The following is a 13,466-nucleotide window of genomic DNA, read 5'->3' as shown; positions in this document are numbered from 1 at the left end:
ACAAGCAGCCATTGATACTGCTTGTTTTTGTTTAACCAGACCGTATTAGTGAGTTAATTTTCCCCGGCTTGCAGGCAGGATCAGCTTTCATCGATTACGATTCTTTTTCCCTGCTGCTTTGGCACTGTGATTTGCAGAAGGCCATTTTGGTAAACTGCCTTTACTTTCTTTTCATTAACTGGCTGGGGAAGAGGAACGGTCCGGCTGGAACGCTGCATGCTTTGCTGTCTTCCAAAAATTTTATTTTTCTCATCCTCTTCTGTCACTATCTCAGAGGACTTGACAGAAATGGTTATATAATTGTCCAGGATGTCAATTTGTATTTGCTCTCTATTTATTCCTGGAAGTTCTGCACTAATGATATGTTCTTTTTCGGTTTCCGCAACATCGACATGAAAGGAAGAAGAAATTGGGAAGGGATTCTTAAAGAAATCATCCATGGTCTGCAGAAATCCTCTAACGGGTTTTTCATGAAAAAGCTGATTCATCGATTTCATTAAATCACCAAAAGGCTCATTTCGGTTTTTTTTCTTTGGATCCTCCATATATACATCCATCCCCTCTCAAACAGGATTTTTCAACATATCCTATGCTGCCCATTGGGTGGATGTTCCTTTTGAGCAAATAAGGTCACAGAAAACAGAAGCTCCTTCGGGACTTGTTCCTGTGAAAAACCTGCAAGGAAGCTTTCCTTGGTGCTCACGACCGACACATCGAGGGAACAGGCGCTGGAGCTAGACAAAGAAAAAACCGCATAGGCGGTTTTTAAAAGATTGTCTCTAAGAGCTGATCAGGGTTTATGATTAAATGTCCATCCTGATCTGTTTCAATTAACTTTTCTTTTTTCATTTTTGTTAAAGTCCTGCTGACTGTTTCCCTTGTAGTGCCAATCATATTGGCAAGGTCTTTATTGGTGAAGTCCCCTTTTAAAAGAAAGCTGCCGTTTTCAAGCGTTTTTCCATGCATTTTGGCTAGACGGACAAGCAATTTGATAATTTGTTCATAAGTATTGTTTAAAATTTGCGCTTCCAGCCGTTCCTGCAGATCGACAATCTTCTCGCCCAGAACTTTAAACACCTTAATGCATAGCTCGGGATTCTCAATTAGTACCTTTTCAAATTGCGAAATTGGCACAACGACGAGCTGAGCATTTTCAAGCACCTCCGAAAAAGCCGGATACCCCCCTTTTCTGAAAAATCCTACATGAGGGAACATCTCGCCTTTTGTTAAGATGGCAACAATCTGCTCTTTACCATTAATATCACTTCTGTATATCTTAACTCTGCCGTTGTTAATGAAATAAACATTATCCAGCGGGTCGTCCTGAAGAAAGACATGACTTCCTTTTTTCCATTCCCGTGAAATTGATATCTCTACCACTTTATCCAGCTCTTCATTGTTCAGTTCTTTAAAAAGAGAGAACTGGCAAAGAACTCCCTTAATTTCTTCTGCTCTCATAATCCACCTCTTGCGTCTGTCCTATTAAGCTTATTGTAACAAAAAACATTCATAACGTTTAGATTAAGAAAAGCTTATTTTGAAATCAGGCACTTAAAGAGGCGGGCTGGAACAGCTAAATATATCGGACCTTCTTGGTGAAAAATGTCTTTAATCCCTGAGCGAATATATTAAAAGTTAAGATGGCGCAGGTCATTGCGAATGCTGGAAAGAATGGAATCCAAATTGGGCCTCTTATATCCTCAAAGGCTTTCATTAGCATCATAGGCCAAGAAATCGAATTATTGACCAATTGCCAATCTCCTCCCATGGATTGAACCAAACCCTGGGAAATAAAAATGCCGACAAACCCTAATTGACCAAGTAAAAACATGACTTTTCCAAGGTCTGTAACCATATATACAAGAAGCTTACTAAATAGAAAAGGCAGATAGTATGTTCTGAAAAGCCTGTAAGGTGAGGCTCCGGCAGCAATCCCTCCATATATATATTCCTTAGAAGAAATCTGATCAAATTCCAGCTTTACCATTTCTGCAGCACGAGGCATTTCTGCCAGACTTATAATTAGGAGCAGGAATATGGGACGGTGTTCAGTTAACAAAAATGGCGGAAGCATGGAAAAAAGCATGACAATGATGAGGGTTGGAATATATGACAGCATTCCATTAAGCCATTTAAGGAAGAGGTGAGTACCCATCCATTTTTTGTGCGCAAGAAAGGAGAGCGGAATGGCTAGTGCATATCGCAGGACAGTTATACAGGCGACCAGCATAATGGTTTCTTTTGCTCCCAATATAATCAGGCTGAGTAAATCCCTTCCGCTTTTGTCAGTGCCGAATATGTAATCCTCTGATGGCGGATAAGGCGGTATAACGGGCCTTTTATCCTCATTAAGGATGTAAGTAATCTTTGATAACTCGCGGTCTACAAAAGGTAGATAAGGTCCGGCAAACGTTATTGCCAATAATATCATTAGAAAAAATGTTCCTGTGCAGAATAAGGCATGTCTCCTAAACCATATAAAAAAGCGCATACTCCATCACGGCCTTCCTTTTGGCATCAGCCAGAATTTTGCTATCTGTGAAAGGATAATAGTGATAAACATGATAAAGAGGAAAGGGAGCATCAGGGACAGTGCCTTAATTTCATCATTAGATGTAATGCTGAATAGAAGCTCTTTGCCTGCCCCATTATAGCCAGCCAGCTTTTCAATAATTGGCAGACTGGATAAGATATAGAGCATCACCAGCTGCGCCTGATTCAAAATGGGGGACCAGCAATTCCAGAGCATATGCAGGAGTGCTTTAAGGTCTCCAAGCCCTTTTGCATAGGTTGTGCGCACATACTCTTCGCCCATTTCATTTTCAAGTGCAGCCGAGGTAAAACGAGACATGTGAAGAAATGGAAACACGGATAAAGACAAGAGAGGCAGTAAAAAGCTATACCAATTTTCATGCCCATATAGTTTAAAGTGCGGAAGCCCTTGCTGCATCAACAGAATCAGAAGATATTGAATGGCAATAAAAAGAAAAAAATCTGGTATGGAAGAGAACAGCCAGGAAAGAAAGTTCTGCAGCTTCCCGGTAAACTTTTTTCTCCTGTAAAATTGGAGTGCACCCATCAGTGTGCCGAGCAGCATACTTACCATGAAGGCTGGTAAAATTATCTTAATGCTGCGCAAAACAAATATCGCTGATTCCTCCCTGACTGTGCGTCCGCTCCTTGCATCACCCAAACCTTTTTCAGTTAATATATAATTAGTGAAATCTCGTATTCTCTTTTTATATAATTCAAAGCTAAAGGGATAATCAGCTTCAACATGAAACGCCGAAAAAACAGTTATTTTCTGTTCCCGGGGAAGAAGAAGAATCAGGACAAATCCGACTAGAATTAACAAAAACACTGCTGCAGATTTTAAAATGCTGTGCAGCATGGCTTCACCTCTTTTTATAATAAATGAAAAATATATATAATATTGTCCTATATTTAGAACTTTCAGTCAATTTTTCCCATGAAGTCTGGTTAAGTGGAATTGCGGTCGAAGGATCTTAAAGTTTAATAGAATATTTCCATAAAAAGTTAATGAGATTTAAGAGTTTGCTCTGTTAGAACGAACGTTTATTCGCTAGAATAGGTGTATGAGGTGAAATAGATGAAAGTGCGCAAAAATCTGCCTGAAATCATGAAAGAACTTATATCTGAACAGAAATATAAAGATAATATTGTCCATTGGCATACAATAGAAGAAAAAGAGGCTAAGACTGCCGGCCTTCCGGAAGACATACATCCATCTTTAATAGAGGCATTTCAAAAGAGGGGCATTACAAGGCTTTATACACATCAAAAAACATCCTATCGGACAGCCATGAATGGGGACAGTCTTGTAGCAGTTACTCCAACAGCCTCTGGAAAAACACTTTGCTACAACCTTCCAGTCCTGCAGACGATTGTCAATGATCCAGATGCAAGGGCGCTTTATATGTTTCCGACAAAAGCCTTGGCTCAGGACCAAAAAAGCGAAATCAATGAAATCATCCAGGAGTCGGGATTGGATATCAATTCCTATACATACGATGGGGATACACCAGCAAACATTCGGCAAAAGGTACGCAGGGCTGGGCATGTGGTTATAACAAACCCGGATATGCTTCATTCTGCAATATTGCCCCATCATACAAAATGGGTGTCTTTGTTTGAAAATTTGAAGTATGTGGTCATAGATGAACTTCATATTTACAGAGGGGTATTTGGAAGCCATGTAGCCAATGTCATACGCCGCCTTAGACGCATTTGCCGTTTTTACGGGAGTGACCCCATTTTTATATGTACTTCTGCAACAATTGCAAATCCATTGGAGCTCGCAGAAAAGCTTACAGAAAAGCCGATGAAACTCGTAGATAATAATGGAGCCCCGAGCGGGAAAAAACATTTTGTATTTTACAATCCACCTATTGTCAATAAACCGCTGAATATTAGAAGAAGCGCTACTCTAGAAGCGAGAAAACTCGCAGGTGAACTTCTGAAAAATAAAATCCAGACCATTGTGTTTGCAAGAAGCAGAGTCAGAGTCGAGATTCTGCTGACCTACCTCCAGGAGCTTGTAAAGCATAAATTGGGACCTAAAGCCATTCGGGGTTATAGAGGCGGTTATCTGCCAACCCAGAGGCGGGAAATTGAAAAAGGACTTCGTTCAGGGGAGATTTATGGAGTTGTCAGCACAAATGCGCTTGAGCTCGGAGTGGACATCGGACAGCTGCAGGTTTGTATCATGACCGGATACCCTGGTACAATTGCCAGCTCATGGCAGCAGGCTGGACGTGCAGGCAGAAGGCATGGTGAATCGCTTGTCATCATGGTGGCAAGCTCCAGTCCGCTCGACCAATATGTTATTCAAAACCTTGACTACTTTTTTAATAAAAGTCCTGAAACAGCCAGAATTAATCCAGATAATCTTATTATTCTGGTGGATCATATCAAGTGTGCAGCCTATGAGCTTCCTTTTAATGCCGGGGAGCGTTTTGGCACCTTTGAAACTGAAGAGGTATTGGAATACCTGGCAGAAGAAAGGGTCCTGCATCAAAATGGAGATAAATTTTATTGGATGAAAGACTCATTTCCTGCCCACAACATCAGCCTCCGTTCAGCATCACAGGAAAATGTCGTTATAATCGATCAATCAGATACCGCGAATGTGAAAGTTATTGGCGAAATGGACCGCTTTTCAGCTATGACTCTTCTGCATGAAGAAGCAATCTATCTCCACCAGGGAACCCAGTTTCAGGTGGAGATGCTTGATTGGGAAGAGAAAAAAGCCTTTGTCCGCGAAGTGGACGTAGACTATTTTACAGATGCTAACCTGGCAGTTGAGCTGAAGGTGCTGGAACAGGATAAACTCAGAACATCTACCATTGGGGAAGTAGGGTTTGGTGATGTAAGTGTGGTGGCAATGGCTACGATCTTTAAGAAAATTAAGTTTGAAACACATGAAAATATCGGATCCGGTCCAATAACACTTCCGGAAGAAGAACTTCATACAAGCTCAACCTGGCTTTCGTTTAACAAGGAATCCTTAAATTATAAGCAAGACCGGCTTGAGCAGGGACTAATCGGAACCGCACATGCGCTTAAACATATTGTACCGCTATTTGTTATGTGTGATCCCCAGGATGTTCATGTTGTCCCTCAGGTAAAAGCGGCCCATAATGAAAAGCCGACGATCTTTTTTTATGACAGGTATCCCGGCGGGGTAGGGCTAAGCGAGAAAATTTTTGGGGGAATAGAACATATCATGCACGAAACGATGGAAATGGTCAGCAGATGTTCATGTGAGCATGGGTGTCCTTCCTGCATTGGAACTGATACCTCTTCAGAAACGGGGAAAAAAGACGTACTCAGGATTCTCGGCTCTTTTAAAAATGGAGTTAATCAAGCAGGTGATAAATTTGTCCATTAAAAACAAGCTGAACAGGCTAAAGGGCCATCTCGGTACAGAGAAGGATAAACAGCCAACACCCGCTAAGGTGTCAAAGAATAATATCAATGTGCCATTCAAAGAAGTATGGGAAGCCGAAAGTGTCTATCCATATTATTTTGAAGACTCCTATTGCCTTGTAAGGGAAAAGGAATATAGCCTTGATCAAATGCATGGAATCTACTCTTTTGGACAGTTTACAGCGGCGGTGGAGGCCTGGAATTCTTCAGACATCAAGCATCCGCTGTCTGCTGCCGGGCATCGGCCGGAAAATCTTTTCTTCTTTGATACAGAAACAACAGGCTTGGGCGGAGGGACTGGAAACACTATTTTCCTGCTTGGCCAAGCCAGTCTGCACGGAAATAAAATAAAGCTGAAGCAGCATATCCTTCCTCATCCTGGAGCCGAGGTTCCATTGTATAAAAGCTTTCTTGAAAGCATTGATTATTCAACAATGGTGACATACAACGGTAAGGCTTTCGACTGGCCGCAGGTAAAAACGAGGCATACTCTTCTGAGGGAGCATGTCCCAAAACTTCCTCCATTTGGCCATTTTGATTTGTATCATGCAGCAAGGAGAATGTGGAAGCACAAACTCGAGAGGATAAAACTTGCTGCAGTAGAAAAAGATGTTTTAGGGATTGAAAGAAAGGATGATATTCCAGGTTTTCTGGCACCGATGATCTATTTTGATTTTGTGGAAAGAAAAAATCCTGAAGGAATGCTGGGAATCATTAAACATAATGAAATAGATATTTTATCCCTGATCAGTCTGTATACACACCTTTCTTTCCAAATAATGCAGCTGGATAAAAAACAGACTCCCCGTGAGGTCTATGAAGTAGGAAGGTGGCTATCAACACTGGGAGAATCTTCACAAGCGAAGACAGCCTTTAATAAAATATCAGAAGGAGAGTCTTCTGAAGCTCTGGATGCCAGGTTTGCACTGGCTTTTGAGCATAAGAAACATAAAAACTGGGATGAGGCGGCAAAATTATGGAAGGATATAGCTGAAAAAGGCTTGATGAATATGAAGTTAATATCATGCATTGAACTGGCCAAGATCTATGAGCATCGGTTAAAGGATATAGGCCAGGCTATTATGTATGCGAAAAAAGCTTCTAACATGATGAAAGATAACTCAGGTGGCGAAACAGAAAAGCTAAAAATAAAACAGGAAGAATTGCATCGGCGGATTGTACGGCTTGAACGAAAGTTTAATCGAAATTAAATTCCCCTGTAACATAATTTTAATATACCAGACAAAAAAATCCACTATTTCCTAGTTGTATGTACTTCTTCTAACAGGTAAAATTATAACTTGTGTGGTACTTTTTTAGGAATTTTATATAGTGAGGCTGGTAAAATGTATAAAGCAATCTTATTTTTATTCTTCCTTGTGATTTTCACTACAGCAATCGTTTTCTCCAATTTAAAAGACAGTTTCTACAGCATGCTCTAAGGCTAGTACCTAAAAAATAGGTATTTTCATTAGTACAAGATTACTCTTTCTCACATAGGTTGTTAATGTAAAAACAATTTAGAAAGGGGATCTTTACATGTATTGCAGACCAAGACCTTCGCAGGTGATGCCTGCTGTTGTTCATCCGACAAAATGCTGTGTAACTCATTCGTTCCAGAACATTGTGGTTCCACACATTCATCCTACACATCATACTCATGTAAACCACATTAACTATGAGAATCAGCATTCTTTCCCGCAAACGCAGTCAAATGTGAACCAGGTGACACAATCGAATGTTAATATGGGGCCAAGACCGGGCGTGGCAGGTGCATATAGCCCAGGAATGGGACCAGGAATGGGAATGGGACCAGGAATGGGAATGGGACCAGGAATGGGAATGGGTCCTGGATATGGCGGACCAGGTACTGGCGTAGCAGGAGCATCAACCGGGATGGGTCCAAAACAAGGGCCGAGTTTCTCCGGCAGATAATCAACAAGGGCTTTATGCCCTTGTTTTATTTATATAAATATCAAATGGAAACTTAAATGAGTCCCGGCCAGATTTCTTTAAGGAGTTTTTGCAATTGACAAAAGTAGCAGTTATTTCAGGGTATAAGCCTTTTGAAGTAGGGATTTTTAAAAATGATGACCCGGCAGCTGGCTATATAAAAACCGCCATAAGAAAAAGCCTGCTTTCGCTGATGGATGATGGGCTCGAATGGGTAATCATCAGCGGGCAGCTGGGTGCCGAGCTTTGGGCTGCTGAAGTTGTATCTGACCTTAAGCAGGAAGGTTACGAAGACCTGAAGCTTGCATTCATAACTCCTTTTCTGGAGCAGGAAGCGTCCTGGAAGGATGTGAACAAAGAGTGGTATGAATCCATACTGCTTCAGGCTGATTTTGTTGATTCAGTATCAAAAAAACCTTATGAAAGTCCTCAGCAATTCAGGGTGAAAAATCACTTTTTTGTAAGCAAAAGTGATGTGCTGCTTCTTTTTTATGATTTGGAAAAAGAGGGAAGCCCTAAATATTTGTATGAAACCGCAAAAAAATATCAGGAAGAAAATGAATATGACATTAGACTAATCACCTTTTATGATTTACAATTGATTGTAGAAGAAGAACAATTCTCTCAGAGAGACATATTTGAATAATGCTCAGATAAATTGACAAATGTACATATCTCTGGAAAAATAGTATTAATTATGATTGGCGATATACTGAGGTGAGTATCATGCTATCCGATAAAATTAAATTAACTGCAAAAGATATTTTGGAAAAAGAGTTTAAGACAGCTATGAGAGGCTATAAGCCTGAAGATGTTGATAAGTTCTTAGATTTGGTCATTAAAGATTATGAAGCGTTCCATCAGGAAATTGAAGATCTTCAGCAGGAAAATATGAGATTGAAAAAACAGGTTGACGAAGCGTCACGAAGACCCGCAGCACAAACTGCAGGTACAACCAATTTTGATATTCTAAAAAGATTATCAAATCTTGAAAAACACGTTTTTGGCAGTAAATTGTATGATTGACAGGAATTATCACTTTTTCCTGTTTAAAACCATTGCTATTCCATCACAGATTACATATAATATTCTTTGTGATCATTAATAGCGTTCGGGTAATCGCTGCAATATCTTTTATATTGTAGAGGAAAGTCCATGCTCGCACAGGCTGAGATGCCTGTAGTGTTCGTGCCTAGCGAATTCATAAGCTAGGGCAGTCTGAGCTAGCTCGGGCTGACGGCAGGGAAAATGCCTAAGTCCTTCTGGATATGGCATGAATACCTTGAAAGTGCCACAGTGACGTAGCCTTTTCAGAAATGAAAAGGGTGGAACGAGGTAAACCCCGCGAGCGAGAAACCCAAATGATGGTAGGGGCACTTTCCCTGAGGAAATGAACAACGGGAAGGACAGGCATATGCCTGTAGATAGATGATTACCACCTGAGTACGAGACATTTGTCGCTTGCAGTACTACGGTACAAAACATGGCTTACAGAACGTTATTAGTGAGACAGTATGAGTGTTATAAATTCAAGCTCTCCTTTTTGGGAGAGCTTTTTTACTTTGCTGCATGCTGGTACAAAATAAGGAACCTAACATGCCTTCGTTGCGGCTAAGCATATAAACAGATATACTTTATGTGTTGTTGCCAAGCAGAGATAGGGGAATACATAAAAGAAATAAGAATTAGGTTAGGGTGAAAATATGTCTAAATACGATTTAATCGCCACTACGGCCATGGGGCTTGAAGCACTCGCTGCCAAAGAAGTGCGCGATCTCGGATATGAATGTGAAGTTGAAAACGGCAGAATAACATTTAAAGGCGATGAAGCTGCGATTGTCCGGTCGAATTTATGGCTGAGAACTGCAGACAGAATTCGCATAAAAGTGGGAGAATTTAAAGCAACAAGTTTTGATGAGCTTTTTGAGAAAACTAAATCGCTGCCCTGGGAAAAGTATATGCCTGAAAATGCTGAATTTCCTGTTTCAGGAAAGTCTGTGAAGTCCAAACTTTTTTCAGTTTCTGATTGTCAGGCTATTGTCAAGAAAGCAATAGTGGAACGCATGAGAACAAAGTATCATAAGACTGGCTGGCTCGAAGAAAATGGGCCGTTATTTAAAATTGAAGTTGCTCTTCATAAAGATGTAGCCCTTTTGACCATAGATGCCAGCGGAAGCGGACTCCATAAACGGGGATATCGTGCAGGGCAGGGGGAAGCACCCCTAAAGGAAACCCTTGCAGCTGCCCTGGTTATGCTGACTAATTGGAACCCGGATAAGCCATTTGCAGATCCTTTCTGTGGATCTGGCACTATTCCGATAGAAGCAGCGTTAATCGGCCAGAATATTGCACCAGGTTTTAATCGTGAATTCGTTTCAGAAGGATGGTCATGGATTCCTGAAAAAGTCTGGGAAGATGCAAGAAATGAAGCTGAAGATCTGGCGAACTATGATCAGCCTCTGGATATCACAGGTGCTGACATTGATCACAGGATGGTGAAAATAGCTGAAGAAAATGCTTTTGAAGCTGGATTGGGAGATTTAATAAACTTCAAACAAATGCAAGTGCGCGATTTTACGACTGCTAAGGAATATGGTGTCATTGTCGGAAATCCTCCATATGGGGAGAGACTTGGTGAGAAAGCTGCGGTACAGCGAATGTACTCTGAAATGGGGAGGGCTTTGGCCCCCCTTGACACGTGGTCCATTTATATTCTGACTTCAGACGAAGAATTTGAAACTCACTTTGGAAAAAAAGCAACTAAAAAACGCAAGCTCTTCAATGGTTTTATTCGCACAGATTATTACCAGTACTGGGGCAAAAGATCTCCAAGAAATAATTAGTATTTAAAAACAAAAGCATAATTCCTCCTGAAACTGTATAGAATATTTCTATCTGATTCTTTTTTCAGGAGGGGTGGCAATGAAACATTCCAGCATCGATTTTAATAAAATTTCCCAGGCGCTTAATGGAACACTTGAAGCAATACAGGGAGATGGTGATCCATCAGCAGAAGCACTGGAGAGTCTAAAAAATGCACAGGACGAATTGCAGCAGGCATTGTCATTTTCTATGTCACGTGTCAACTAAACGTCAATATTGAGCAGGGGCTGCCTTTAATAGCACCCCTGTTTTTTTATATTTGATTTTTTATAAATCTTGACAGTTGCAGTATTTGAGATAAAATTATATGATGTTCATTTGATTATTAACAATCTAAATATGAAATAATGATATAACTGAAATCAAAGCGTCTGGCTAAAAAGGCGCTTTAACTTTTTAATTACGGAGGGGTAGCATGTCTAACCGAATGCCTTTTGCCGTATCCAAGAGCGAATCTTTTTACGAAAAGCTGAGCGAGTGGATCGGAGATGTTTTTTACGATATATTGCCTGAAGCAGGATTTGAAATTCGGGATGAGCAAATATTTATGGCCTTTCAGCTTGAGAAGGCATTTAAAGACAGAAGTGTTATTTTTGCTGAGGCTGGTGTAGGGACGGGGAAAACGATTGTTTACCTTTTATATGCAATTAGCTATGCAAGGTACATAAACAAACCTGCTATTATCGCCTGTGCGGATGAGACATTAATCGAGCAGCTTGTGAAAAAGGAAGGAGATATTGCCAAACTGGAGAAAGCATTAGGGTTGAATATTGATGTCAGGCTGGCAAAATCACGTGATCAGTACCTATGCTTAAATAAGCTGGATAAGCTCGTAGCGAATGATGTTCATGATCATTATAACCGTATTTTTGATGATCTTCCGGATTTTGTTCAAACAGGCTCTTCCATGCAAAAGTTTGAGAGATATGGTGACCGGAAAGATTATCCTGATTTGCCGGATGAGCATTGGAAGAATGTCTCGTGGGATTCAATCCAGGATTGTTTTACTTGTGAGAAGCGCCATCGCTGCGGTCAAACCCTCCATAGGGAATACTACCGAAGCGCAAAAGATTTGATTATTTGTTCGCATGATTTTTATATGGAACATATCTGGACAAAGGAATCAAGAAAACGTGAAGGGCAGCTGCCTTTGCTTCCTGAGAGCTCCTGTGTGGTTTTTGATGAAGGCCATTTGTTGGAATATGCATCCCAAAAGGCTCTGACTTATCGTTTTACTGAGCAGATACTGGAATCCATTTTAACAAGGCTCATGGCTAATGATGTTCGTGAAAAAACGTTAAATATAATTGAGGATGCTATTTACCAGAATGAGCATTTCTTTTTAACGCTTGCCATGTCTGCCTCTGGTGACGCAGGCTCTGACAAGAAAACGATTGAAAAAACTGCTGATGTAATGAGAGAAGGCCGTAAACTGCAGAGCTTAATCAATACACTTGAGGAAGAATTGGTGTTTGATAGCGAAATGTACGTTATTAATGAATATGACTTAAAAATTGTCGAGGAATATCTTGAGCAAATCGCATACTCACTTTCGCTGTTCCTAAAGGATTTAAAAGGGATTACCTGGTTTGAAGAAACGAATGGTGAAAGAACCCTGGTCATCATGCCAAGAATGGTGGAAGATATTATGCGGGAAGAAGTATTTTCCCAGAAGAAGCCGTTTGTATTCTCTTCAGCAACATTGTCAGAGAATAAATCCTTTGATTATATGGCAAAGAGCCTTGGAGTAGATAATTATTTATCTTTTAACGTAGATTCTCCGTTCGACTATGAAGAAAATATGGTTATTCGCATGCCGGAATTTGAAGAGGAATCAGCCACAGCGAAGATGGAATATATTCTTGAACAAATTATTCTGACAGAAGGCAGGGCTTTAGTATTATTCAATAGCGCTTCTGAATTGGCAGAATTTAAAGCCTTTGCTTCAGGAAAATGGAGTGTGCCAGTCTTTTTTGAAGGGGATGCAGAAATAAGTACCCTCGTGTCAAATTTCCAAAATGATGAGCATTCAGTCCTCTGTTCTGTCCATTTATGGGAAGGTCTAGATATACCGGGAAGATCTCTGGAAAATGTGCTTATTTTTGGTTTGCCATTTCCTCCTCACGATCCGGTCTTTACAGCAAAAAGGGAAGGTTCATCTGATCCTTTCAGAGAGGTTGATCTGCCATATATGATTCTGCGGTTAAGGCAGGGCATTGGGAGATTAATTAGGACACATGAAGATAAGGGTGCAGTTCACATTCTGATGAATAAAAATGAAAACCAAGAAGTGCGCGAAACGATAAAAAAAGTTCTGCCGGCAGAGCCATCCATAAAAAGTTAAACAAAGGCAGTGCTCCAAGCGGGCACTGCCTTTGTGTTAACCTCTCAAAAGCTGGTTTGCTTCAGGTGTCATACGTGCAGGGGTCCATGCAGGCTCCCAGACAAGGTTAACCTCAACAGCAGAAAATTGCTTCAGATCTTCAATGCAATATTTCACTCCGCTGATGATACTGTCATGGAGCGGACATCCGGGTGTTGTCAGGGTCATGGTAATAACTGCCTTGCCATCTCCGGAAAAATCAATATCGTAAATAAGTCCTAAATCAACCACGTTTATATTTAATTCAGGATCCATAACTCTTTTTAGATTGCTGAGAACTAATTCTTCTGGATTCATG

Annotated in this window: 13 protein-coding genes and 1 other RNA gene; 9 read left to right on the top strand and 5 right to left on the bottom strand. The window is 40.6% G+C overall.

The features are described 5' to 3' along the window. Positions 1-80 precede the first annotated feature (80 nt). The 4 genes from DFO72_RS00935 to DFO72_RS00920 all read right to left on the bottom strand — a co-directional run bounded on the left by DFO72_RS00935 (position 81) and on the right by DFO72_RS00920 (position 3,391). Positions 81-545: an Hsp20 family protein gene (locus tag DFO72_RS00935; RefSeq protein ID WP_113884594.1), complete on the bottom strand. Its 465-nt coding sequence runs from the start codon at positions 543-545 to the stop codon at positions 81-83. A 220-nt stretch (positions 546-765) separates the two neighbouring features. Then, positions 766-1,458: a Crp/Fnr family transcriptional regulator gene (locus tag DFO72_RS00930; RefSeq protein ID WP_113884595.1), complete on the bottom strand. Its 693-nt coding sequence runs from the start codon at positions 1,456-1,458 to the stop codon at positions 766-768. Between the two features lie 115 nt (positions 1,459-1,573). Then, positions 1,574-2,431 carry an ABC transporter permease subunit gene (locus tag DFO72_RS00925; protein ID WP_243856038.1) on the bottom strand — a complete coding sequence of 286 codons (858 nt, stop codon included), beginning with the start codon at positions 2,429-2,431 and terminating at the stop codon, positions 1,574-1,576. Between the two features lie 66 nt (positions 2,432-2,497). Further along, positions 2,498-3,391 (bottom strand): ABC transporter permease subunit, encoded by an 894-nt coding sequence (locus DFO72_RS00920; RefSeq protein ID WP_113884597.1) that lies wholly within the window; start codon positions 3,389-3,391, stop codon positions 2,498-2,500. 219 nt (positions 3,392-3,610) lie between these two features. Between DFO72_RS00920 and DFO72_RS00915 the strand changes: the two genes are divergently transcribed. The 9 genes from DFO72_RS00915 (at position 3,611) to DFO72_RS00880 (ending at position 13,129) form a co-directional block, all read left to right on the top strand. After that, the gene (locus DFO72_RS00915; protein ID WP_113884598.1) at positions 3,611-5,911 is read left to right on the top strand and encodes a DEAD/DEAH box helicase; all 2,301 of its coding nucleotides are present in this window, start codon (positions 3,611-3,613) and stop codon (positions 5,909-5,911) included. Then, positions 5,901-7,160, top strand: coding sequence for a ribonuclease H-like domain-containing protein (locus DFO72_RS00910; RefSeq protein WP_113884599.1), 1,260 nt, complete (start codon positions 5,901-5,903; stop codon positions 7,158-7,160). The genes DFO72_RS00915 and DFO72_RS00910 overlap by 11 nt, the downstream gene beginning before the upstream one ends. 328 nt (positions 7,161-7,488) lie before the next feature. Further along, positions 7,489-7,884 carry a CotD family spore coat protein gene (locus DFO72_RS00905; RefSeq protein ID WP_113884600.1) on the top strand — a complete coding sequence of 132 codons (396 nt, stop codon included), beginning with the start codon at positions 7,489-7,491 and terminating at the stop codon, positions 7,882-7,884. 94 nt (positions 7,885-7,978) lie between these two features. Next, complete coding sequence (locus DFO72_RS00900; RefSeq protein ID WP_113884601.1) at positions 7,979-8,548, top strand: DUF1273 domain-containing protein; 570 nt, start codon at positions 7,979-7,981, stop codon at positions 8,546-8,548. Positions 8,549-8,628: 80 nt separating this feature from the next. After that, positions 8,629-8,928 (top strand): cell division regulator GpsB, encoded by a 300-nt coding sequence (gene gpsB / locus DFO72_RS00895; protein ID WP_113884602.1) that lies wholly within the window; start codon positions 8,629-8,631, stop codon positions 8,926-8,928. An 81-nt stretch (positions 8,929-9,009) separates the two neighbouring features. Next, positions 9,010-9,398: RNase P RNA component class B (rnpB, locus tag DFO72_RS00890), an RNA gene on the top strand. Positions 9,399-9,605: 207 nt separating this feature from the next. Continuing rightward, positions 9,606-10,745, top strand: coding sequence for a THUMP domain-containing class I SAM-dependent RNA methyltransferase (locus DFO72_RS00885; protein ID WP_113884603.1), 1,140 nt, complete (start codon positions 9,606-9,608; stop codon positions 10,743-10,745). 79 nt (positions 10,746-10,824) lie between these two features. Then, on the top strand, positions 10,825-10,992 hold the full coding sequence (locus tag DFO72_RS29220) for a hypothetical protein (RefSeq protein ID WP_166672401.1): 168 nt from the start codon (positions 10,825-10,827) through the stop codon (positions 10,990-10,992). Between the two features lie 208 nt (positions 10,993-11,200). Next, positions 11,201-13,129, top strand: coding sequence for an ATP-dependent DNA helicase (locus DFO72_RS00880; protein WP_113884604.1), 1,929 nt, complete (start codon positions 11,201-11,203; stop codon positions 13,127-13,129). A 36-nt stretch (positions 13,130-13,165) separates the two neighbouring features. Here DFO72_RS00880 and DFO72_RS00875 read toward each other — a convergent pair whose 3' ends face one another. Then, a complete protein-coding gene (locus DFO72_RS00875) occupies positions 13,166-13,465 on the bottom strand; it encodes a metal-sulfur cluster assembly factor (protein WP_113884605.1) in 300 nt (99 codons plus the stop codon). Position 13,466: the final 1 nt, after the last annotated feature.

Origin of the sequence: Cytobacillus oceanisediminis (assembly GCF_004366035.1) — a bacterium.
In the GTDB taxonomy this organism is placed as follows: domain Bacteria; phylum Bacillota; class Bacilli; order Bacillales; family Cytobacillaceae; genus Cytobacillus; species Cytobacillus oceanisediminis_C.
The sequence above is the reverse complement of the archived record's forward strand: the minus strand, read 5'-3'. Positions and strand labels throughout refer to the sequence as shown.